This is a genomic window from Owariibacterium komagatae, from assembly GCF_045865535.1.
GTDB lineage: Bacteria > Bacillota > Clostridia > Oscillospirales > Ruminococcaceae > Ruthenibacterium > Ruthenibacterium komagatae.
On record NZ_AP031406.1, the window covers coordinates 517,368 to 537,937 of the forward strand.

Genomic DNA, 20,570 nt, shown 5'->3' on the forward strand with positions numbered 1-20,570 from the left:
ATGTATTATATTAAAGCGCCCTGTTGGTAAGGCCGCTTGATTTAGGGGTATAGCTCAGCTGGTAGAGCAGCGGTCTCCAAAACCGCGTGCCGAGGGTTCGAATCCTTCTGCCCCTGCCATATGGCCCGGTAGTTCAGTTGGTTAGAACGCTAGCCTGTCACGCTAGAGGTCGTGAGTTCGAGCCTCATCCGGGTCGCCATTTGCTGCTATAGCTCAGTCGGTAGAGCGCATCCTTGGTAAGGATGAGGTCAGCAGTTCAAATCTGCTTAGCAGCTCCATAAAAACAGTCTTTCCAATCGGAAAGGCTGTTTTTGTTTTTTTATAAAACTATCAGAACCCTCTTGAAGTCCTTTGCTTCAAGAGGGCTCTTCTCATTTCAAAAAAAGTTCGATTGCTTTATTTAATCGATCGATCGACGCCATATCCCCATTTTCAACAGCCTCGACCAAACAATGCTCAATGTGGTCTTTCAATAGAATTTTTCCCGTATTGTTCAAAGCAGCCCGAACTGCCGCCAGCTGGATCAACACTTCTGCGCAGTCCTGTTCATTTTCCACCATGCGTTTGACTGACTCCAGATGTCCAATCGCACGGGAAAGCCGGTTCACCACCGCCTTTGTCTGTGTGTGAGAATGATGATGCCCATGTTCTGCCAGCATTTCCGGCTGCGGGCTTTGCCGCGTTTGATTTCCCACGAAACCACCTCCGATTGTGTGCCTATTGTACGAAAATGCATAAGGTCTGTCAAGAACCGCCCCTTTCCCTCACTTTCTGCTGTCAGAAAAGCACGCCATATCCCCCCATGGGGCTTCCCAAATTAAACGATACGATGTATTCTTATTGGGAAAGAACTGGCTTGTCCGCATGGAGCGGCAAAATGCAGATTGAAATCTGCTGTCTTCCATTCTTTTATGCAAAACGGCTGAAGCAATGAACACACGGACTGAAGTCCGCTGTACGCACGTCCCACAGTGCTCGCAGCGGATTTTTTCTTTTGTCCAGCACAATGAAGGAGCGATTGACGTGCAGCATTTGGGAAAAGCAATCGGGAAGAAGCTTCTGCTTTTTCTGGCGGCAATGTTCATTTTATCCTTTGTTGTCTTTGCGCTGGCACGATTGGCTCCGGGCGATCCTCTTCAGTCCTTTTACGGCGATGCGCTGGAACAAATGACGGCCTCGGAACAAGCCGCCGCACGTGCGCGACTTGGACTGGACCAGGGACTGGTGGTTCAATACGTCCAGTGGTTTCTTCATGCTCTCCATGGAGATTTTGGAATTTCGCTGAAGTACAAAATGCCGGCTTTGCAAGTGATTGCTCCACTGCTTGGAAATACGCTTTTGCTGGGTTTGATTGCTTATATACTGGTTTTTGTCTTCGCGACACTTTTGGCCGTGTTCTGCGCCCTGCACGAAGAGGATCTTTTGGATCGCCTGATCTGCAAAATCTGCACAGTTGCATACTATATCCCCAGTTTTTGGCTTGGAATTGTTTTGATCCTGATTTTCAGCATTCAGCTGGGCTGGCTCCCCAGCAGCGGCGCGTACGATGTCGGCAAGGCCAATGATCTTTTTAACCGCATTCAGCATCTGGTCCTGCCTCTGATCGTAATGCTTTCAAGCCATTTGTGGTACTACGCTTATATGATTCGCAACAAACTTCTGGACGAACTTCGCAAGGACTACGTACTGCTGGCCAAATCCAAAGGGTTGACACGCCGCCAGATTGTTTGGCGGCACTGTCTTCGCAATGTAGCCCCCACCATCGTCAGCATCATGGCCATCTCCATTCCCCATATTACCGGCGGAACCGTCATTGTGGAAGCGGTGTTCTCCTATCCCGGAATCGGCAATCTGGCGGTCGAAAGCGCCAAGTACCACGATTACAATTTGCTCATGCTTTCCGTTCTCATCACCGGAGCGCTTGTGTTTCTCGGAAGTTTCGCCGCGCAGGCTATCAACGAACAAATCGATCCGCGCATGAAAGGAAACGGGGTGATCAAATGGTAAACGATTCCTTCCGTCTGGTCGGCTCTGAATACCGAATTCATCAGCCGCAGCCGAAAAAGCAGTCTTTGCGCCAGCGTCTCAAGGGATTGCCTTTGCTTTCCATGACCATTTTTCTTTTCATCGTTTTAGGATGCATTTTTGCCGGACAGCTTGCCAACCACGACCCCACTGATTTTTATCTTCAAAATCTGAATGAAGCCCCCGGCAAAGAATTTTTCTTCGGAACTGACTCTCTTGGACGGGACATTTATTCCATGATCTGGTACGGCGGAAGAATTTCCCTGACGATCGGTTTGCTGGGGACTGCCATCATCGCAGTCATCGGCATTCTTTGGGGCTGTATCAGCGGCACCGCAAGCGAACGTGTTGATTTCATTATGATGCGCATCACGGAAATCTGCGGCAGTATTCCCTCTTTACTGTTTGTGCTCATATTGTCCGCAGCCTTTCAAGCCAACGACATTTTGTCCCTTTCCATTGTCATCGGCGCCACCGGATGGTTTGGCCTTGCGCGAATCGTCCGCAGTGAAGTTCGCCAAATTCGAAACAGTGAATATGTACTGTACGCCCGATGCTGTAACGGAAGTTTTCTGCATGTGGCCATCCAGCACCTGATTCCCAATTTTCTTTCCCCTGTGATGTTTGCCCTCGTTTCCTCCATCGGAAGCTGTATCACCCTTGAATCCTCTTTAAGCTTTCTTGGACTGGGACTTCCGATCTCTTCCATCTCCTGGGGAAGCATGCTGTCGCTCGCCAACCGGGCACTTCTTTCCAACACCTGGTGGGTCATCGTTTTTCCCGGTCTCTTCCTGGTCGTTACATTGATGTGCCTCACCAATATCGGTTCCTTTTTCCGGAAATCTGCCAATCGCAAGCCCAACAATCTGTAACTGCGGGCTCACAACGAAAGGAAAATGAATATGAAGAAATTTTTCGCATGGTTTTTATCCGCTGCTCTTTGTGTCAGTCTTTGTGCATGCAGCGCACCGACGTCCGAAACTTCTGCCGCCAATGCCGAAACTTCTAAAAGCGAAGATCTCAGCAATACGCTTGTATATGCCGGTGAATCAGAAAGTACCATCAATCCCCTTCTGAACAACCATGAGGAACTTCCCGATCTGATTTTTTCCGGGCTGATGAAATACGATGCCAACGGACAGCCCGTCCCGGATCTGGCTGAAAGCTATGATTTTGACGAGTCAACACTCACCTATACATTTCATCTTCGTCAGGATGTTCTCTGGCATGACGGCGAGCCCTTTGACGCCGAGGACGTGGTGTTCACCTATGAAGCGCTGACCAGCGACAAAACACTTTCCAGCAGCATCACCAGCAACTATGAAGACATTCGTACCATTGATTCCCCCGATGCCTATACCGTGGTGTTCACTCTTGACCAATACAGCGCCGCTATTCTCGACTATTTCACCATGGGAATCCTGCCGGAGCATTTGCTGCGGGGAGAAGACCTGAACACCTGCGCCTTTAATCAGGCGCCCATCGGAACCGGACGCTACCGTTTTGTTGAATGGGACTCCGCCGGCGGAATGATCAAACTGGAACGCAACACAGATTACTACGGGAAAGTACCCAACATCGAACGCATTATTTACCGCACCGTTTCAGACGAAACAGCCAAAGCCACCATGCTCCGGTCAGGCGAGGCAGATCTGGCCTGGCTGAACGCCAATTACGCCCACCAGTTTGAAGGAGATGGGGCTTACCGAAGCTGGGATTTCTCCACCGCAGATTACCGCGGCGTTGCCATGGATATGTCCTCTGATTTCTGGGCGCAGAACGCTGATTCCATCGGGGTGCTCAACTATGCATTGGACAAACAGGCGATCATCGACAGTGTTTTGAATGGACAAGGCGAAATCGCTTACAGTCCCATCCAGTTGAATCCTCTTGGGAGCAATCCTGACGCAGACCTTTATCCCTACGATCTCCAGCGCTTTGCGCAGGAAATGGAAGCGTTGGGCTGGGTCATGGGCTCAGATGGCCTCTATGAACGAAACGGACAGACTTTTCATTTCACTGTACAGACCCGTGAATACGAGGAAGAACGCGTGGACATCGCCAATCTGGTCTCCAGCATGCTGAGAAAAGCCGGCGTGGACATGGAAGTGGTACTGGTCACCTCATTTGACTGGAACGCCGGATATGACGGGTTCCTCGCGGGATATGCCACACAGTTTGATCCTGATATGATCTACTCGCAATTTGTAAGCAATGCCAGCGGCAACACCATGCATTACTCCAATGCGGAAGTGGACCGTTTACTGAACGAGGGCCGTCACACGCAATCGCCCGATCAGCGCAAAGAAATTTACGGTCAGTTTGAAGAAGTGTATGCACAGGCGCCCGGTATTCTCCTGGTAGCTTATCTGGATGGAAATTATGTAGGAATTTCAGGCGTTGATGGCCTTGACACAACCCGTGTACTGGGGCATCACTCTGTTGGTGTGATGTGGAACATTGAGGAGTGGACCATCAACCGATAAACAAACGCCTTTGGGCGCTGAAACGAGGTGAACTTCGATGAAACATGTGCTGAAGCTGGAACATTATTCCGTCAGTTTTGACACTCCACAGGGAGAAGTGCAGGCTGTGCGTGGAATTGATCTGGCCGTAGAGCAGGGTGAGATTCTCTGCATCGTAGGTGAATCCGGGTGTGGAAAAACCGCGCTGTGTCAAAGCGTGATGAAACTTTTGCCCCGCAGTGCCAAAATCAAATCCGGAAAAATATTCCTCGCAGGCGAAGATATCACCGATTATCGCGAAAAACAAATGCGCGCGCTTCGCGAAAATGTTGTTTCGATGGTATTTCAGGACCCCATGATGACCCTGAATCCTACCATTCCCGTTGGCCGCCAGATCACAGAGGCTATTTTAAAGCACAAAAAGATGCGCCGGGAAGAAGCCAAGGCGCTCGCCATCCAAACGCTTGCCCTGGTCGGGCTGGACGACCCTGCAGCACGTTTTGACATGCAACCTCATTTCTTATCCGGTGGCATGCGTCAGCGCTGCGTACTTGCGGTCGCTTTGGCTATGTCGCCCAGCCTTCTGCTGGCCGATGAACCAACTACTGCTTTGGATGTCACTGTCGAAACCCAAATTTTGGATCTTCTTGTAAAAATACGTGATGAAACCGGCGTCTCCATCGTATTTATTTCACACGACCTGGGAGCGGTGGCCCGAATCGCTGACCGCGTAGCCGTAATGTACGCCGGAAAAATTGTAGAAATCGGAACAGCCGAAGAAATCTATTACGATCCCAGGCATCCCTACACCTGGGCGCTGCTCTCTTCTCTTCCTGCTTTGGCACAGCCCGGCGGGACCCTGTATTCCATTCCCGGCGCACCGCCTTCGCTTCTTGACCCGCCCCGTGGCGATGCGTTTGCCGAACGCAACCCTTATGCGCTGGCCATCGATTACGAAGAGATGCCGCCTATGTTCCAGGTCAGCGACACGCACTATGCGGCCACCTGGCTGCTGGATCAGCGCGCGCCTGACATAAAACCCCCAATATCTTTGAAAGCCGGGAGCGGTCTATGGAAAAAGAATTGATTCTGGAAGCGACACATCTGTGCCAGACATTTCACATGAATGAACATTCCCGCGTGGATGCAGTCCGGGATGTTTCTCTTACCATCCATCGGGGCGAAGTGCTGGGGCTCGTTGGCGAGTCCGGGTGTGGAAAATCCACCATCGCACGTCTTGTAACCGGAATTGAACAGCCTGCCGCAGGTTCCGTTCTTTTTGAAGGGCTTCCGGTTTCCGGCCCCCATGCGGATGCAGTCCAAAAGAAAAAGCTGCACCAAAAGGTCCAGTTGATTTTCCAGGACTCCGCCGCAGCACTAAATCCCCGCATGACCGTTCAGAAAATTCTTTTAGAACCGGTACACATTCAAAAGTTCAAAGCAGGAAAAAAAGCAGCTCTGCAAAAAGCAATCCATCTGCTTGCCGAAGTTGGTCTGAATGAAACGTATCTCTCCAAATATCCCGGAGAGCTATCCGGCGGACAGAGGCAGCGTGTTGCCATCGCCCGCAGCCTGATGCTCGATCCGGAACTGATCGTTGCGGATGAACCGATTTCCTCACTCGATATTTCCATTCAGGCCCAGATCATGATGCTCTTTCTGCATCTGCGGCAGGAACGAAAATTTTCCATGCTTTTTATTGCACACGACCTCTCTGCTGTGCGCTTTATCAGCGACCGAGTTGCCGTTATGCTTCAGGGGAAAGTGGTTGAACTGGCACCCACCGAAGAGTTATTTCAGAATCCTCTTCATCCGTACACCCGCTCTCTCCTCTCCTCCATTCATGTGCCGGATCCTGTTTTCGAGCGAAATAAACGATCCATCCCCTATGACCGAACACTTCCCCTAGGGGACACTCTTCACGAAAAGCAGCCCGGACATTTTGTTCTGGAGCCTTTGCACTGATCTCGCCTGCAACATTTTTTCATAGGCCTGCTTGAAGCAGGCCTATATTTTTTCTCCGGCAGCGTCACATCTCTTTCACAACCTCTATAAAAGTCACCTTTTTTCTTCCGTTTTTCAAACAAAACGACAAAATTTAAAAAAACTGTAAAATGAAGAGAAGAATCAGCCGGAATATGCTATAATAAGACCATAAGCGCAGTGACGTTTGTCCCTTATTGAAATAACAAATTTTAAGGAGAAGTGTCTTACATGGTTCAGAAAAAAGGCGCAAAAGACTTTTTCAACATCGACGAACGGGTATCGGAACTGGCATTGATCGCCGCTCCCGGAGCAGAAGAGTTGACCGAAAAAATCAATTACCACCTGCTTCGCTGGGCAAAAGAAGCCGGATTTGAACAGGAAACATTCATCATCGAAAGCGAATGTCCGCGTTTCTCCTCCGGCGATGGTAAAGGCATGATCAAATCTTCCGTCCGCGGTGATGACATTTACCTTGTCATTGACGTAGGAAATTACAGCTGCAAGTACAATTTGTTCGGAAACCAAAATTTCATGTCCCCTGACGATCATTTCCAGAACCTGAAGCGTCTGATTCAGGCCGTTGGCGGCAAGGCACATCGTCTGAACGTCATTATGCCCATACTGTACGGCAGCCGCCAGCATCGCCGCAACTACCGCGAAAGCCTGGACTGCGCGGTAGCTCTGCAAGAACTGCAGGCCATGGGCGTGGAAAACATCATCACGTTTGATGCACATGATCCCCGTATGCAAAACGCTGTTCCCCTGATGGGCTTTGACAACGTTATGCCCACCTATCAGGTGATGAAAACCCTTTTGAAAGCGGTGCCTGACTTGAACCTGGACCGCAATCACTTTATGGTAATCAGCCCCGACGAGGGAGCCCTGAACCGCAACATGTATTATGCCAGCGTTCTGGGGGTCAATCTGGGCATGTTCTATAAGCGCCGCGACTACTCTCGCGTGGTCAACGGCCGCAACCCCATTGTCGCTCATGAATATCTGGGCGAAAGCGTTGAAAACAAAGACGTTTTCGTGGCAGACGATATCATCTCCTCCGGCGAAAGCATGCTGGACATTGCCGTCGCCCTGAAGAAACAGGGTGCCAATCGCATTTTTGCAAATGCCACCTACGCCATTTTCACCAATGGCCTGGCCGAATTTGACAAGGCCTATGAATCCGGCATGATCAACGGCGTGTTCGGTACGAACCTCACCTATCGCACGCCGGAACTCTTGCAGCGGCCCTGGTTCCACGAAGTAGATGTGTCAAAATACATCGCCTACTTCATTGCCGCTTTGAACCATGACATGTCCGTCAGCGCCATCATTGATCCGCACGAAAAGATCAAAGCACTGCTGGAACGTTCGAAACGCTAATCAAAAAGGACTCCCGTTCAAAACGGGAGTCCTTTTTTCATATTGCCAGCAATCTCTGCGCGCCGCGCCGAAGAATCCACGCCCAGCACACAGCAGCTGCAGCCGCACTGAGCAAAATCAAAATACCGCTTTGAACCGGGAAAGAAACCCAGGAGCGTGTGAACCAGCAGATTGCACCGATTACCACCGCAATCAGCATTCCGCCCAATGAAGTCACCATAACGGACGCCGACTGTTTGACGATCACCGTATCATTTTCACAGTCCATTTTTGGCAACAGCAAATTGATCAGCAAGCCCCAAAGCGCATTGCCCAGGCTATACAAAAAGCATGTCAACAGCAACAGCACCGTATGCACCACGCTCAAACGAAACGCCATCGCTGCGCAAATGCCTGCAACCAAAAGGCCCGGCCACACAACGAGCAGCTGAAGTGCAATTTTTGATAAAAAGATCGTTTTTGCCTCGACCGGTGCCTCTTTCAAAATCCAGAGATTTTTTCCTTCCAAACTGATGCAGACATTGGTGGTGCATGTAATGGAAAGCATAAACACAGCAGAAATCAGCAAAAGAACTGGAGCCGCCTCTTCCAGCTGCAGCTGCGCCAGAACGATCCGTACGTCCGCGCTGAACAGCAGTGCGGCAATCCCGCCCACAAGCAGCGCCGCTGTGCCGAACATCGTATTCGCTACATAAACCGGACACCCAAAATAGCGCCGAAGTTCTTTTTGGAGCAATGCCTGAAACAGTCCCGAAGCCTCCACCTGCACCAGCCGGTAATTTCCGCGACTTCTGTGGGAAGATAGTCCCGATACAATTTGGCGATATCGCGCACTGAAAAGAAACACCACACCCAAAAAAGGCAACAGACACAGTGCAGAAAACAGGAGCAGCGCCCAGCCATCCCCTGCCAAAGCTCGCCAAAGCAGCATAAAAGGACTGAGCCATTGATTAAGGAAGGCGGTCAATCCCTGCCTGTCCACCGCCACTTTCTGCATGCCGGTTTGAAGCCAAAACGTACCCGCAAAAATTGCGGCGATAAACAGGAAGTAGGCAATATTCGCCACCAGCGCCTTGTGCCGCATCCGACCGGATACAAATGCAACCGCATAGCCTATCAACAGGCTGCACAGTGTCGGAAGAAACGCCAGCACCAGAATAGCAATTAAAACAGCGCCCCAATATCCGAAACTCCAGTCCATCTGCCAATAGGCCTGAACGCCGGCGGCCGGCACAAGGAACAGCACACAAAAAGCCAGATTTTCCAAATAGAGCGCCAGCATCTTGGCCAGCATAACCACAAAGGCAGACACCGGTAAGCTGAGCATCAAGTCCATGTCTTTACCGCCAAACACTACGCCGCTGGCGCAAAACACTGTAAAAAGGAAACTGGCAAAACACGCCAAAGCTGCCGCCAGGGGAAACAGATAATCAATCGCACCAATGGTGTTCAAGGCCATTCCACCGCTGACACAATATGTGCCGGACAGCAAAAGCATCAACGCCCCCAGAAGCGTTAAAGCTGCTGCTCCGCTCAGCTTCTTTTTGCGCGACGACCCAAACGAAAGTGCAGCAAGCAAGGCGCGAAAGTCTATTTTCAGCAAGATCCACAGTTTACGCATTCCGCTCACCTTCCTGGGCCAATTCAAGAAAGACTGATTCAAGGTCGGAATTTCCCACAATCTGATCCGTCTTGCCCTGCTCTACAAGATGGCCCTTTTGAATGATCACAATGCGGTCGCACAGCTTCTGCGCCACTTCCAGTACATGGGTGGAAAACAAAACGGCGCCGCCCTGTCCGCACAGTTCTTTCAAAAAGCCCTTCATGACAAATGCAGCCTGAGGGTCCAGCCCCACAAACGGTTCATCCAGAATCAGCAGCTTCGGCTGGCGCATCAATGCGGAAATCAAGGCCAGTTTCTGCTTCATACCATGGCTGTAACTGCCGATGGGATCTCCCAGTGCATCCGTCATTTCAAAAGCATCCGCATACTTTCCAATGCGCTTTGTGCGCTCTTGCTTTGGAATGGAATAAAGATCTGCGATAAATTTCAAGTACGCGATTCCCGTCAAAAACTCGTACAGATCCGGATTATCCGGCAGGAACGCCGTAATCTGTTTTGCCAAAACCGGTTCGGTGTGGATGTCGTGCCCGCCGATGGTAATCGTGCCCTGCGTATAATCCAAAATGCCCGCTACACAGCGAAGCGTGGTAGTTTTTCCGGCTCCATTGTGCCCGATGAAGCCAACGATCTCGCCGGACTGCACGGAAAAAGACAAATCCTCCACCGCCTTTTTACCACCCGGATATGTTTTGGATAAATGCGAAATTTCAAGCATTCAAAATCCCTCCCAGCATCAATTAGATATTCATCTAATTGATTTGTTCCTATTATAACAGTCCGCATCGCTTTGTCAAGAGCTGCGCAAAGGTTTTGCAATAAACAGCCTCCTTCCCGCGTATTGCAGATGAAATCAATTTTCAAAGGAGGCTGTGAAGGATATGAAAAGATGGATTGCAATTTTTTGTCTGATGCTGTTTGCCTGCGGCTTATGCGCCTGTGCCGCTGATGCAGAAATGTCCGCAGAAAACACCAGTGCGGACGCCGTTATGGACGAGGCGGCCGCACTGGCCGCCGAAAGCTCTTCCACTGGATCTTCCCCGCTTCTCGATGATCGGAAACTGGTGCGAAGCGCTTCCATGTCCATCGAAGCACTGGACTTTGATGCCGTTTGTGCATCACTTTTGCAGCTGACAGAAGACTTGAAAGGATACGTGGCCAGCGCTGACGTAACCACCCCTTCTTACGATGACGCAAGGCGAAGCGCCTTTTATGAGCTTCGGATCCCCAGCGAGCGCTACAACGACTTTCTGACCGGTGCAGAATCTTCCGGCAACGTTACCAATCTCCAGGAATCAGTGGAAGATATCACAAGTCAATATGTGGACGTGGAAGCGCGTCTGGAAAGTCTTCAGGCGCAACAGGAGCGGCTTTATGAATTGCTGGAGCAAGCACAGGACATCGAGACTGTTCTGGCCATTCAAAATCAACTGACGGAAATTCAATATCAAATTGAAAGCTATACCGCACAGCAACGCTCTTATGACCAGCAAGTTTCCTACTCCAGTATCCGTGTCTATGTAGATGAAGTAGAGCGCGTTACAGAAAAACAGGATACCTTCATGCAGAAACTTGGTGCAGCTTTTTCCGGAAGCTGGCGCCTGTTTGGCGAGGTTTTGCAAACGTTGATTCTCGCATTGGTCACGGGCTTTCCCTTTGTACTTCTGGGCATTTTCTGCCTGGTGCTGACCATTGTCCTTCTCCGCCGCAAAAAGCGAAAAAAACAGCCTTCTTCCGTGCCGGACAGTAATACACAGGGTAATACATAAATTCCCGATTTCAGGGCATACTAAATCCCGGAGGCGATGGCTATGAAAAAGAATTTTCAGAAGGCTCCGGACAGTTCCAGAATCCCCTTAGATGCAAAGCGAGCGATGGAAGCTGTTCGCAGTCATTCCGTTCGGCCTGCATTGTTTTATACCGAACAGGAGCAAACGCCTTGTGACGCAGGCGTCTGGGAAACCCGGGAGACAGTAAACCGCAAGCTGAAGCAGAAAGAAGAATTTCCCCTTGGATAAATTTCCCTTGTAGTTTTCACACAAATATGGTATACTTTGTTCAAATGAAACAGAGGTGATTCCAATGGCATTTGAGGTACAGGAAAACCGGATCGTTTATCGGCAAAACGATGAGATTTTGGCAGAGATCACCTTTCCTGCGTGGAAAGAAAATATTGTAAACATTGACCACACGTTCGTGGACGAAACGCTGCGCGGACAGGGCGTTGCAGGGCAACTGATGCAGCGCACGGCGGAAGAACTGCGGCGGACCGGCCGCAAAGCCGTTGCCACTTGCAGCTATGCCAAAAAATGGTTTGAACAACACGAAGAATATCGTGATGTATTAAAGTAATCTGCCTTGCTTCAACTCAGATTTGAGGTGTCAACACACCTCTTCGATGCCGATCATCCCGTATGAAAAGAAAAACCCGCACCCCCATGGGTGCGGGTTTTCTCATTGCTCATTATGAATAGAGCACCAAAATCCACTGGTCCACAAACCGCCTCAGTGCACCAGAACCTGCACGGCGACGACGGACGCACTGCTGCAAGATGGTTTTCATCTCCTCCAATTCCTGCAAACTGAGCCCCTGTCGGCTGAACACTGCTTTTTCCGCCAATTCTTTTGCCCGTTGGGGCGGTTTTGCAGTAATTCGCCTCAGTTGTTTCCAAACGGCAACCGATGCGCGGCGGCTATTTTTTTGATTTTGTCTCTTATTGCGCTGTCGAAGAATCCATTCGCGTCGAAGCCATCCCAAGACCATTGTTCCGAACACAACCAGCAGAACGGTCAGCAATTCTCTCGGGATTTCCGCAGACTCCGTTTCGGTTTGTGGCTGAGCCGGAGAACTCTCAGCAGGAGAGCCGATCTCTGACACTCCCTGCGAGGGCGGATTTTCCGGTGCGGAAGCCGCCGGTGGCTCCGGCTCAGATTCAGACACTATTTGAGATTGATTTGTCTGCAAAACATTCTGCGAATATCCGGGCGTCGCCTCAATGGGAATCCAGCCGACTCCCGCCTCATAGTACTCCACCCAGGCATGCGCATTCTCATCCTTCACATCCGCCTGTCCGTTTTTTACCGTAACGAGATATCCATTGACGTAGCGGGCCGGCACTCCCATTGCACGCAGCGTAACCGTGACCGCCGAGGCAAAATGTACGCAGTATCCCCGCTGAGAGTGCGTCAAAAAGTATACAACAAAATCCTCATTCTCCGGCTGATAAGGCGTTTGCGAATCGTATCGTTTGTCCTCTTGAACAAAGCGGACTGCTTCTTGTGCCAGCCAGGAAGTTTCCATCTCGGAAGAAAGGCCCGCCTCCCAGGCCAGTCTGCCGACCGTTTGGGCAGTATCCTCCGGCAACGCCAAATAATTCTCTTCCACATAGGCATCATACATCGCCGTATCCGCATGGAGCAGCAGAAAATCAACCGACTGCTGCGGCAGGAACTGCACACTCCAGGAAGTCCGCCCCGCGCGTGCAAAACCGCCATCGGATGTGCTGCGCGCCCCATCCGCATCAAAGGTCCAGTAAGGAGTATACAGCAGGTTGGTTTTATCCTTTTCCGAGGTAATGGTCATTTGAGCTGTTGTCCCCGAACCGGATTCCGCCAGCATCATCCCGGGCCACAGCAACACTTCCCCCAGCTGCGCATCGGACAGCGGTTTGTCCCAGCGTGTCCCGGTATAGTCTCCCCTCGCCTCTCCCCGCAAATAATATGTCCCGTCTGCTGTACAGGTCACTTTCAGCATGGTTTGTCCCGTATAGACCCGTGGTCCCGCCTGCTCCAAATTGGTCCATTCGAACACCGGAACTTTCGAGGTGACTCCCAGCTGCAGAGGCGACTTGCCCTCTGCAGCGCGCGTTGCCCATGTGCTGACGGTCTTTTGAATTTCCAGCGCCCAGGAAGGCGGCTCCTTTTTTTCATGCGGAATCACCCACAGCAGGCCGCCTAAAAGAACTAGCACAACCGGCATGAGCATCCAGACTGTTTTTGCCGCACGCACTGGATCGACACGTCTGAAAAACTGCGAAAAGAGCATCAGAACCCAAAACAGCATCACCGACAGCAACGGAAGATCCGCCGCGACCTGCGTCACCACCAGCGGCAGGCAGAAGCCGGGCAGCGTGACCAGCAGGCTCGCGGCAAAAGAACGCCACACCAGCACCGTCACAGCCAAAAGCAACGCAGTCACGGACGCCATCATTCCCAAAAAGAATTGAAGAGCTTCGCGGGATGCCCTCATAAACAGGACAGGAACATTGGCAAACCAAACATGGTAGTCCGATGTCACCTCATAAACAAATCCGCAAAAACCTTCTCTAAAAGAGGTATGTCCTACAAGCAGTATCGTCGCCCAGACGCCCCACAACAGGAGCATCCATCTTCCTCTTTTGCGGCCGAAACTCAAAAGCGCAGTGGCCAGACACGCCGTACCGCTTCCCATCGCCACCGGCAACCAGCCAGATTCCATTCCAAATCCGCTGCTGGCGGACAGAACCGCGCCTACAGCGCCCAAGTTCAGCAAAAGCGCATTGGTGAGGGAAAGAAAGAAGCGTTCCCCCTGTTTCATTCTGTACGCTCCTTTCGCCGCGGGCGGATCTCGTAGTGCCAATCCACCTGCCCGGTAAAAGTTTGCGCCCGTTTGGCGCACGTCTCATCCGCCGGAGCATGAAGCAAAAGCAGCAAAAGCTGCTCCAGATCCTCGCCCAACTCCAGCTGCGCGGCATATTTCTTTCCATCTCCCGCACAAGACCACACAATCAGATGCCGCACGCCCAAACGCAGCAGCCGCCGTGAAAGCCAATACAACTGGCCCAATACGCTGTCCATCTCTTCCGCATCCGGCGAGATGGAAAAGCTGAGGCTCGCATAAATGCTTCTGGGTTCCAGCGGTTCCCGCACAATCAAGTCCCCTGTTTGGGCAGATCTTTTCCAATGGACCATTCGCATCGGATCGCCCGGCCGGTACTCTCTCAGCTCATAATCCTCAGCGGAGCCACCGTCTCGCTTGGGGACCATGGAGCGGCTGAGCGCCAGATCCGGCATTTGCGGCACTGGCTTGGGGCATTCCGGCTGCGGAAGGACCGCCAATGTCACCGGGAGCGGCCTCTTCATACGAAACCGAAACAACCCCAGGAGGTCACAGCCCCACACCGACTCGACCGTGCATTGAAGAATCCCGCAATGAGTGGTATCCACCGCCCACAGAACCGGATCTTTTCCGCTGGCCCTCACAACACGTGCTTCTTTTTTCACTCCGCCCGGATTACTGCAATTCACAACCGCAATTTTCCATTTTACAACGGGGAGAACGCCATGGGCTGTTACTCCTGTTTTCCAGAAGGTTTCGCGCCCGATCACGGTCTTGGATGGTGCAGAGAGCGTTGCGGTACATTTCCAAAACAGAGGCAAACTGTAAAGCAGCGATAAAACAGGGAGCAAAGCAGTCAGAATCAGAAAGAAAAACGACAGATAGCCAAAATAGAAAGAGTAAAACAAAACTGCGCATACAACAACTGCGCCGTATGCGGCCCGATTGCGCCACATATCAGCGAATTTGCGGAGCTGATACTGTCCGCAAAATTTCTTTCAAAAGCGAATCTGCATCCTCCGCCTGCGGTGCAAGTCTCAAACGATGACCGATGGTACAGCAATAAACGCGCTGCACATCTGCCGGAGTCACATAATCGCGTCCGCGCAAAAACGCAGAAGCCCTGGCCATCTGCGCCAACGCCACCGTGGCGCGCGGGCTTGCCCCCTGCAGAATATCCGCGTGCTCCCGGGTGGCTGCATTCAATTCCACAATATACCGCAACACCGAATCGCTGATATACAGTGTCCTCACTTCTTTTCGCAACGCCAGCAATTCACGCCGATCCATCACCTGCTGTACATTTTTTAAAAGTGCGCCCTTCTGCTTGCGGCGAAGAAGTTCCAATTCCGCATCCGCGCTGGGGTACCCCAGCGAAAGGCGCACCATAAAACGATCCATCTGCGAATCCGGAAGCAGTTGCGTACCGGAAGCCCCGGTTGGGTTTTGCGTTGCAATGACCACAAAGGGACGCGGCACCGCATGGGTCACGCCGTCCACGGTAACCTGTTTTTCCTCCATGGCCTCCAAAAGTGCCGACTGCGTGCGCGCGGTGGCACGGTTGAGTTCATCGGCCAAAAACAGGTTGCACAGCACTGCTCCCGGCTGATACTCCATCTCGCCGGTCTCCTTGCGATAGATGGAAAACCCGGTGATATCAGAAGGCAGCACATCCGGCGTAAATTGCATACGCCTGCAGTCCAGTGCAAGTGCCCGTGCAAACGCAAGCGCCAGCGTAGTCTTGCCCACGCCCGGCACATCTTCCAGCAAAATATGGCCGCCCGCAAGAATCGCCATCAGCGACTGGACGATCACATCGTCTTTTCCCACTACGGCTTTTTTCACTTCTTCCACAATTTGAACCGTCTTACTCATAGACCTCTCCTCAAATCAGCCAATTGAGCGGAACGAAAAAGAAATACGGCGCAGTCGCTGCCGCAAGAACCAAAGACAGGCGCCGTTTGGTTGCATCCGGAAGCGCCTGTTTCTGAAATGTGAAGCGGCGATTGAGAACATAAATCACACATGCTGAAGCAATGACCGCCAGAGCAGTGGCGAGCAGAGCCGCCGGATGCTGCCACGGATCGACCATAAAAGCCTCCAGAAAGGCCGCTTGCGTCTCCCCCTTTAAAAACAGCGACGCAGCGCCATACACAAGAGCCATAACACCCACGCCGGCCAGATCCGCCAAAAAGCCAAACACCCAGACACGGAAAATGCTTTTTACGTAAAGCTCCTTTTTCTTTCTCAGCCGCATTGCCGCAACCGCAACCAGAAGGACCAGGCTGTCAAACACCCAGTTGACCGGCACGACCAAAAGCCAGGTGACCGGAAAAAACATCAGCATCCACAGCGGAAAGAACACATTGTATAAGCGGGTCTTGTGTTTCACTGCTCGCCCGCCTCCTTTGTTCGGAAGCGAATCAAACCTGTTTTTTCATCCATGGAATCTACAATCGCAAGGCTCTCCACCTGCGCGCCTGTTGCACGAATTCGGTCTCCGCCACGCTGAAAGCCTTTTTCAATGGCGATTCCCACGCCTTCCACCACGGCTCCTGCGTCTTTCACCAAAGACATCAATCCTTCCAGCGCACAGCCATTGGCCAAAAAATCGTCCAGAATCAACACGTGATCCTCTGGGCCAATGTATTTTCGAGATACGATCACTTCATATTCTCGTCCGTGCGTAAAAGAGTGAATCGGTGTAGCATACACCTCTCCGTCGATGTTGATGCTCTTAGCTTTCTTTGCAAAAACGACCGGCACATGAAAATGGCGCGCAGCAATACAGGCAATACCGATACCGGAAGCTTCAATCGTCAAAATTTTATTGATGGGTCTATTCGCAAAAAGGCGTTTCCACTCTTCAGCCATCGCATCAAACAATTCCACGTCCATTTGATGGTTCAAAAAGCTGTCTACCTTTAATACTCCGCCGGCCTTGACAACGCCGTCTTTTTGGATTCTCCCCTCCAGTAATTTCAAACAAAATGCCTCCTCTTTTTCCTTCGCAGAGGGTTTTATTCAGTTTACCATAGAGGCCTGCTTCAATGCAATCATTCTTCTCTCGCCATCGACATTATCAGTGCCTGCAAAACAGAAAAAGCGTGCTTAAAAAGCACGCTTTTGGACTTATCCCAACGAAACGCCCATTCTGCGGGCTACCGTCAGCATATCGCAGGTTTCCGGGACCAGCTTGGTCTTTCCCGCAATATCTTTCAAAGGATTTTCGGTGACAATATTGTTCTTCATGGCAACTGCTACACCATAATGGTCCGCCTCGACCAGCTTGGCCGCATGTGTGCCAAACTCAGTTGCCAAAACGCGGTCATACGCGGAAGGACTTCCGCCGCGCTGCATATGCCCCGGTACACAGACACGGGTTTCGAATCCCGTCATCTGCTCGATTTGATGCGCAATTCGATTGGTAGCAGTTACCTCGCCCCGCTCCGCACGACGTGCTGCACGCTCCTTCTTCTTCATGCCGGCTTCCGTTACGTCGTAAACGCCTTCCGCCACCGCAAGAATGGAAAATGTCTTTCCCTGCTCGCTTCGTTTCTGAATTGCCGCGCAAACATTTTCAATGTTGTAAGGCAACTCCGGGATCAGGATAATATCCGCGCCGCCCGCAATACCGGAATACAACGTCAACCAGCCAGCCTTATTTCCCATCAGCTCAATCACCATGCAACGACGGTGGCTGGAAGCAGTCGTATGAATCCGGTCGATTACCTCTGTAGCAATGTCGACCGCCGTATGAAACCCGAATGTAACGTCGGTTCCGTAAATATCATTGTCGATGGTTTTCGGCAAACCGATAATGTTCAGGCCCTCTTCGCTCAAAAGATTTGCTGTTTTGTGCGTTCCGTTTCCGCCAAGACAAAGCAGGCAATCCAGCCGGGCATCTTTATAAGTCTTTTTCATGGCTGCCACTTTATCGACCTTGTCCTCTTCCACAACCTTCATCATTTTGAACGGTGTGCGTTTGGTGCCAAGAATCGTACCGCCCACAGTCAGAATACCGGAAAATTCGTGCGGCTCCATTACGCGCCACTCGCCGGCAATCAGGCCCGCGTAGCCGTTGGCAATTCCGATGATTTCCACATCGTTGCCAAAGCGCTGGTACAACGCTTTTGCCGCTCCGCGAATGGTGGCGTTCAAACCAGGGCAATCCCCGCCTGACGTCAGAATTCCAACTCTCTTTTTCATTGAAAGACCTCCCTTGTTTATCGAAATCCCTGCACAAACAGACTGGCTTTATCCGCGCACAGGCATTGGAAGCAGAAGCAACAGCAAAACCATAATGATAATGCTTACCACAATGCTGATGGAATTGATCACAGCAGCCATGGTTCCGTCACATCCGGCTTCTATCGTGATCATCGTTGCGCAGCTGGCCACCGGTGCCATTGTCATGACGACCAGCGTCCGAACGGTTTCCGGTGGAGCCGGCAGGAAAAACCACAACCCCGCAGCAAAGAGCCCACAGATCACATAACGCGTGACCAAGGTTGTCAAAATGAGCCCGTAGCCGCTTTTCGGGAGCTGCACTTCAAACAGAATACCCACACAGAGCATCGCCAAAAAGGCGTTTGCAGAACCCGCCATGGAGATCACATCCATCACAAGCGCAGGCGGCTGCCAATGCACAATACTGAAAAGTACCATCAGGATATATGCCCAAATACTGGGTGTGGTAAACAGCTTGCGAAAAATATCTCCCAGCGTTACTTTTTTGCCACCCTGTTCCATTGCCTTCTGTGCCAGCGCAATGTTGGGGCCAAAGGTAAAAAGTGCGCTTCCGCCGTCGTACATTCCCATTGCCGCAAAGGCATCACTACTCACAAGAGCCGACAAAAAAGGAATGGCAAAATTGCCGTTGTTGAAGGTGTTCACATTGAGAATCATCAAGCCGCGCTCCGGGCCAGGCCTTCCCTTTGAAAAAAAGAAGCCGGCGCTCAACAGCAAAACATTCAAAAGCATCGCGGACAGAAAAATAATTACAAAAGAGGAGTTAAAGGATGCGTTTGCAGCTCCTTTTAAAATAGCTGCCGGCAAAGTGACATTCATAATCAGCGCAGACAAAAATCCCGCATCTTCCTTTTTCAATACACGAAGCCGCTTCAACGTGTATCCGCCTGCCAAAACAACCAGATAAACCAGGCTGTTTTCCAGGGTTGTAAGTGTGTCCATGGTGTTGATCTCCCCTTAACTGCGGTTCTAGTATAGCACAGGATTTCGGTTAGGTACAGCATTTCTGTGCCATAGAAAACAAAAAATCGCAGCAAACATTTCGTCTGCTGCGATATGGTCGGAGTATGGAGATTTGAACTCCAGGCCTCTTGGTCCCGAACCAAGCGCGCTACCATCTGCGCTATACCCCGAAAGAAAACGGCAGCTGATTGGCTGCCGTTCGTGGTTGCGGAAGAAGGATTCGAACCCTCACAATACGAGTCAGAGTCGCAGGTGCTACCATTACACAATTCCGCATCGTGTCTCCGCTGATGTGTTTATCATTCAGAGCGCTTTATTATTATATAAAGCAATCGAGAAAAAGTCAACACCTTTTCGGCAAAAATTTCAAAAAAAATAATTTGCCTTTCCGATCGCACTTGCATTTCATGTTCGTTTCCATTATGATATGGTAAAAAGACGCATTTAGGATGGTGTAATAACATGGCAGAATTCAAGTACGAAATTACCGAGCGGATCGCAGTACTCTCTCAAAGCCCCAACGGGTGGGAACGCCAGCTCAACATGGTCAGCTGGAACGACCGTGAACCCAAATATGATATTCGTGACTGGGCTCCCGACAACAGCAAAATGGGAAAAGGGATCAGTCTTTCTCACGATGAGATTGCCATTTTGAAGGGCATTCTGAACGAGCTTGAGATTTGATTATGGATTACAAAGCAGAATTTATCCGGATCTTCTCCGAAAACGTGACGCGGCCCGGCGCGGATAAACTTTTGGACTGGCTGGCAACGACCGATTTCTACACTGCCCCCGCCTCTACCCGGTTCCATGGGGCCTGTGAATCCGGCCTTGTGATGCACAGTCTGAACGTATATCATGTTCTCACCGAACGATATTTTCACGCAGAAGAGGACAGTCTGGAAACCTATACAATCGTTTCGCTTCTTCATGACCTGTGCAAAGCAAACTACTATAAAGCAGGCTTTCGGAACGTAAAAAACGACACTACCGGGCAATGGGAGAAAGTTCCCAATTTTACAGTACAGGACGCCTTTCCCTATGGGCATGGAGAGAAAAGCGTTTATTTGATTGAACGTTTTCTTCGGCTGAAAACCGCTGAAGCGGTTGCCATCCGCTGGCATATGGGCGGCTTTGACGACTCCGTGCGCGGTGGAAGCTTCACGATCAGCAATGCCTATGACCAGTATCCTCTGGCTGTGAAATTGCATTTGGCTGACTTGGAGGCAACCTATCTTTTGGAAAAAGGGACCAGCAGTGTAAATCGAAAATAAAAGCAATCAGC

21 protein-coding genes and 5 tRNA genes are annotated in these 20,570 nt (G+C 51.0%); 14 read left to right on the forward strand and 12 right to left on the reverse strand.

The annotated features are described in order from the left end of the window. The first annotated feature begins 43 nt into the window (after positions 1-43). From ACKTS9_RS02655 to ACKTS9_RS02665, 3 genes are all read left to right on the forward strand, one after another. Positions 44-119 (forward strand) — tRNA-Trp (locus ACKTS9_RS02655). A gap of 3 nt (positions 120-122) precedes the next feature. Then, positions 123-199, forward strand: a tRNA-Asp gene (locus ACKTS9_RS02660). Positions 200-202: 3 nt separating this feature from the next. Continuing rightward, positions 203-278, forward strand: a tRNA-Thr gene (locus tag ACKTS9_RS02665). Between the two features lie 93 nt (positions 279-371). Here the strand turns inward: ACKTS9_RS02665 and ACKTS9_RS02670 are convergent. Further along, positions 372-659: a metal-sensing transcriptional repressor gene (locus tag ACKTS9_RS02670; protein WP_349214382.1), complete on the reverse strand. Its 288-nt coding sequence runs from the start codon at positions 657-659 to the stop codon at positions 372-374. 418 nt (positions 660-1,077) lie between these two features. Here ACKTS9_RS02670 and ACKTS9_RS02675 point away from each other — a divergent pair, with 418 nt between their 5' ends. From ACKTS9_RS02675 to ACKTS9_RS02700, 6 genes are all read left to right on the forward strand, one after another. After that, on the forward strand, positions 1,078-2,007 hold the full coding sequence (locus tag ACKTS9_RS02675) for an ABC transporter permease (RefSeq protein ID WP_349214380.1): 930 nt from the start codon (positions 1,078-1,080) through the stop codon (positions 2,005-2,007). Continuing rightward, the gene (locus ACKTS9_RS02680; protein WP_349214378.1) at positions 2,001-2,897 is read left to right on the forward strand and encodes an ABC transporter permease; all 897 of its coding nucleotides are present in this window, start codon (positions 2,001-2,003) and stop codon (positions 2,895-2,897) included. The genes ACKTS9_RS02675 and ACKTS9_RS02680 overlap by 7 nt, the downstream gene beginning before the upstream one ends. A 30-nt stretch (positions 2,898-2,927) precedes the next feature. After that, a complete protein-coding gene (locus ACKTS9_RS02685; protein ID WP_349214376.1) occupies positions 2,928-4,511 on the forward strand; it encodes an ABC transporter substrate-binding protein in 1,584 nt (527 codons plus the stop codon). A 37-nt stretch (positions 4,512-4,548) separates the two neighbouring features. Further along, on the forward strand, positions 4,549-5,577 hold the full coding sequence (locus tag ACKTS9_RS02690) for an ABC transporter ATP-binding protein (protein ID WP_349214374.1): 1,029 nt from the start codon (positions 4,549-4,551) through the stop codon (positions 5,575-5,577). After that, positions 5,562-6,455, forward strand: a complete 894-nt coding sequence (locus ACKTS9_RS02695; protein WP_349214373.1) for an ATP-binding cassette domain-containing protein — start codon at positions 5,562-5,564, stop codon at positions 6,453-6,455. The genes ACKTS9_RS02690 and ACKTS9_RS02695 overlap by 16 nt, the downstream gene beginning before the upstream one ends. Before the next feature lie 249 nt (positions 6,456-6,704). Next, positions 6,705-7,853: a ribose-phosphate pyrophosphokinase gene (locus ACKTS9_RS02700; RefSeq protein ID WP_349214372.1), complete on the forward strand. Its 1,149-nt coding sequence runs from the start codon at positions 6,705-6,707 to the stop codon at positions 7,851-7,853. Positions 7,854-7,890: 37 nt separating this feature from the next. On the opposite strand, the gene ACKTS9_RS02705 is transcribed toward ACKTS9_RS02700, so the two are convergent. Together ACKTS9_RS02705 and ACKTS9_RS02710 are read right to left on the reverse strand one after the other, a co-directional pair. Then, a complete protein-coding gene (locus ACKTS9_RS02705; protein WP_349214370.1) occupies positions 7,891-9,474 on the reverse strand; it encodes a hypothetical protein in 1,584 nt (527 codons plus the stop codon). Continuing rightward, a complete protein-coding gene (locus tag ACKTS9_RS02710) occupies positions 9,467-10,192 on the reverse strand; it encodes an ABC transporter ATP-binding protein (RefSeq protein ID WP_407878799.1) in 726 nt (241 codons plus the stop codon). The genes ACKTS9_RS02705 and ACKTS9_RS02710 overlap by 8 nt, the downstream gene beginning before the upstream one ends. A gap of 163 nt (positions 10,193-10,355) precedes the next feature. On the opposite strand from ACKTS9_RS02710, the gene ACKTS9_RS02715 reads away from it, so the two are divergent. The 3 genes from ACKTS9_RS02715 to ACKTS9_RS02725 all read left to right on the forward strand — a co-directional run bounded on the left by ACKTS9_RS02715 (position 10,356) and on the right by ACKTS9_RS02725 (position 11,826). Next, positions 10,356-11,243 (forward strand): DUF4349 domain-containing protein, encoded by an 888-nt coding sequence (locus tag ACKTS9_RS02715; protein WP_407878801.1) that lies wholly within the window; start codon positions 10,356-10,358, stop codon positions 11,241-11,243. 42 nt (positions 11,244-11,285) lie between these two features. After that, the gene (locus ACKTS9_RS02720; RefSeq protein WP_349214365.1) at positions 11,286-11,492 is read left to right on the forward strand and encodes a hypothetical protein; all 207 of its coding nucleotides are present in this window, start codon (positions 11,286-11,288) and stop codon (positions 11,490-11,492) included. Between the two features lie 64 nt (positions 11,493-11,556). Further along, a complete protein-coding gene (locus ACKTS9_RS02725; protein WP_349214363.1) occupies positions 11,557-11,826 on the forward strand; it encodes a GNAT family N-acetyltransferase in 270 nt (89 codons plus the stop codon). A gap of 112 nt (positions 11,827-11,938) precedes the next feature. On the opposite strand, the gene ACKTS9_RS02730 is transcribed toward ACKTS9_RS02725, so the two are convergent. From ACKTS9_RS02730 to ACKTS9_RS02770, 9 genes are all read right to left on the reverse strand, one after another. Beyond that, entirely contained in the window at positions 11,939-14,050 is a 2,112-nt protein-coding gene (locus tag ACKTS9_RS02730; protein WP_407878804.1) for a transglutaminase domain-containing protein, read from the reverse strand. Next, positions 14,047-14,577: a DUF58 domain-containing protein gene (locus tag ACKTS9_RS02735; protein WP_407878806.1), complete on the reverse strand. Its 531-nt coding sequence runs from the start codon at positions 14,575-14,577 to the stop codon at positions 14,047-14,049. Before ACKTS9_RS02735 ends, ACKTS9_RS02730 begins: the two co-directional genes overlap by 4 nt. A gap of 451 nt (positions 14,578-15,028) precedes the next feature. Next, positions 15,029-15,946: an AAA family ATPase gene (locus ACKTS9_RS02740; RefSeq protein WP_407878808.1), complete on the reverse strand. Its 918-nt coding sequence runs from the start codon at positions 15,944-15,946 to the stop codon at positions 15,029-15,031. Between the two features lie 10 nt (positions 15,947-15,956). Further along, positions 15,957-16,463: a hypothetical protein gene (locus tag ACKTS9_RS02745; protein WP_407878811.1), complete on the reverse strand. Its 507-nt coding sequence runs from the start codon at positions 16,461-16,463 to the stop codon at positions 15,957-15,959. Continuing rightward, on the reverse strand, positions 16,460-17,056 hold the full coding sequence (locus ACKTS9_RS02750; RefSeq protein WP_407878813.1) for a xanthine phosphoribosyltransferase: 597 nt from the start codon (positions 17,054-17,056) through the stop codon (positions 16,460-16,462). Before ACKTS9_RS02750 ends, ACKTS9_RS02745 begins: the two co-directional genes overlap by 4 nt. A 147-nt stretch (positions 17,057-17,203) precedes the next feature. Further along, positions 17,204-18,280: a 6-phosphofructokinase gene (locus tag ACKTS9_RS02755; protein ID WP_349214352.1), complete on the reverse strand. Its 1,077-nt coding sequence runs from the start codon at positions 18,278-18,280 to the stop codon at positions 17,204-17,206. A gap of 48 nt (positions 18,281-18,328) precedes the next feature. Continuing rightward, positions 18,329-19,264 carry an AEC family transporter gene (locus tag ACKTS9_RS02760; RefSeq protein ID WP_407878816.1) on the reverse strand — a complete coding sequence of 312 codons (936 nt, stop codon included), beginning with the start codon at positions 19,262-19,264 and terminating at the stop codon, positions 18,329-18,331. 115 nt (positions 19,265-19,379) lie between these two features. Then, positions 19,380-19,455, reverse strand: a tRNA-Pro gene (locus tag ACKTS9_RS02765). Between the two features lie 32 nt (positions 19,456-19,487). After that, a tRNA-Gln gene (locus ACKTS9_RS02770) sits at positions 19,488-19,561 on the reverse strand. A gap of 186 nt (positions 19,562-19,747) precedes the next feature. Here ACKTS9_RS02770 and ACKTS9_RS02775 point away from each other — a divergent pair. Further along, positions 19,748-19,969, forward strand: a complete 222-nt coding sequence (locus tag ACKTS9_RS02775; RefSeq protein WP_349214349.1) for a YdbC family protein — start codon at positions 19,748-19,750, stop codon at positions 19,967-19,969. Positions 19,970-19,971: 2 nt separating this feature from the next. Next, positions 19,972-20,559 carry a hydrolase gene (locus tag ACKTS9_RS02780; protein WP_349214347.1) on the forward strand — a complete coding sequence of 196 codons (588 nt, stop codon included), beginning with the start codon at positions 19,972-19,974 and terminating at the stop codon, positions 20,557-20,559. Positions 20,560-20,570: the final 11 nt, after the last annotated feature.

Bases quoted from the DNA above. Each gene is read 5' to 3' on its own strand.
- ACKTS9_RS02670 (WP_349214382.1), bottom strand. From the start codon at position 659: ATGCTGGCAGAACATGGGCATCATCATTCTCACACACAGACAAAGGCG.
- ACKTS9_RS02675 (WP_349214380.1), top strand. From the start codon at position 1,078: ATGTTCATTTTATCCTTTGTTGTCTTTGCGCTGGCACGATTGGCTCCG.
- ACKTS9_RS02680 (WP_349214378.1), top strand. From the start codon at position 2,001: ATGGTAAACGATTCCTTCCGTCTGGTCGGCTCTGAATACCGAATTCAT.
- ACKTS9_RS02685 (WP_349214376.1), top strand. From the start codon at position 2,928: ATGAAGAAATTTTTCGCATGGTTTTTATCCGCTGCTCTTTGTGTCAGT.
- ACKTS9_RS02690 (WP_349214374.1), top strand. From the start codon at position 4,549: ATGAAACATGTGCTGAAGCTGGAACATTATTCCGTCAGTTTTGACACT.
- ACKTS9_RS02695 (WP_349214373.1), top strand. From the start codon at position 5,562: ATGGAAAAAGAATTGATTCTGGAAGCGACACATCTGTGCCAGACATTT.
- ACKTS9_RS02700 (WP_349214372.1), top strand. From the start codon at position 6,705: ATGGTTCAGAAAAAAGGCGCAAAAGACTTTTTCAACATCGACGAACGG.
- ACKTS9_RS02705 (WP_349214370.1), bottom strand. From the start codon at position 9,474: ATGCGTAAACTGTGGATCTTGCTGAAAATAGACTTTCGCGCCTTGCTT.
- ACKTS9_RS02710 (WP_407878799.1), bottom strand. From the start codon at position 10,192: ATGCTTGAAATTTCGCATTTATCCAAAACATATCCGGGTGGTAAAAAG.
- ACKTS9_RS02715 (WP_407878801.1), top strand. From the start codon at position 10,356: ATGAAAAGATGGATTGCAATTTTTTGTCTGATGCTGTTTGCCTGCGGC.
- ACKTS9_RS02720 (WP_349214365.1), top strand. From the start codon at position 11,286: ATGAAAAAGAATTTTCAGAAGGCTCCGGACAGTTCCAGAATCCCCTTA.
- ACKTS9_RS02725 (WP_349214363.1), top strand. From the start codon at position 11,557: ATGGCATTTGAGGTACAGGAAAACCGGATCGTTTATCGGCAAAACGAT.
- ACKTS9_RS02730 (WP_407878804.1), bottom strand. From the start codon at position 14,050: ATGAAACAGGGGGAACGCTTCTTTCTTTCCCTCACCAATGCGCTTTTG.
- ACKTS9_RS02740 (WP_407878808.1), bottom strand. From the start codon at position 15,946: ATGAGTAAGACGGTTCAAATTGTGGAAGAAGTGAAAAAAGCCGTAGTG.
- ACKTS9_RS02755 (WP_349214352.1), bottom strand. From the start codon at position 18,280: ATGAAAAAGAGAGTTGGAATTCTGACGTCAGGCGGGGATTGCCCTGGT.
- ACKTS9_RS02760 (WP_407878816.1), bottom strand. From the start codon at position 19,264: ATGGACACACTTACAACCCTGGAAAACAGCCTGGTTTATCTGGTTGTT.
- ACKTS9_RS02775 (WP_349214349.1), top strand. From the start codon at position 19,748: ATGGCAGAATTCAAGTACGAAATTACCGAGCGGATCGCAGTACTCTCT.
- ACKTS9_RS02780 (WP_349214347.1), top strand. From the start codon at position 19,972: ATGGATTACAAAGCAGAATTTATCCGGATCTTCTCCGAAAACGTGACG.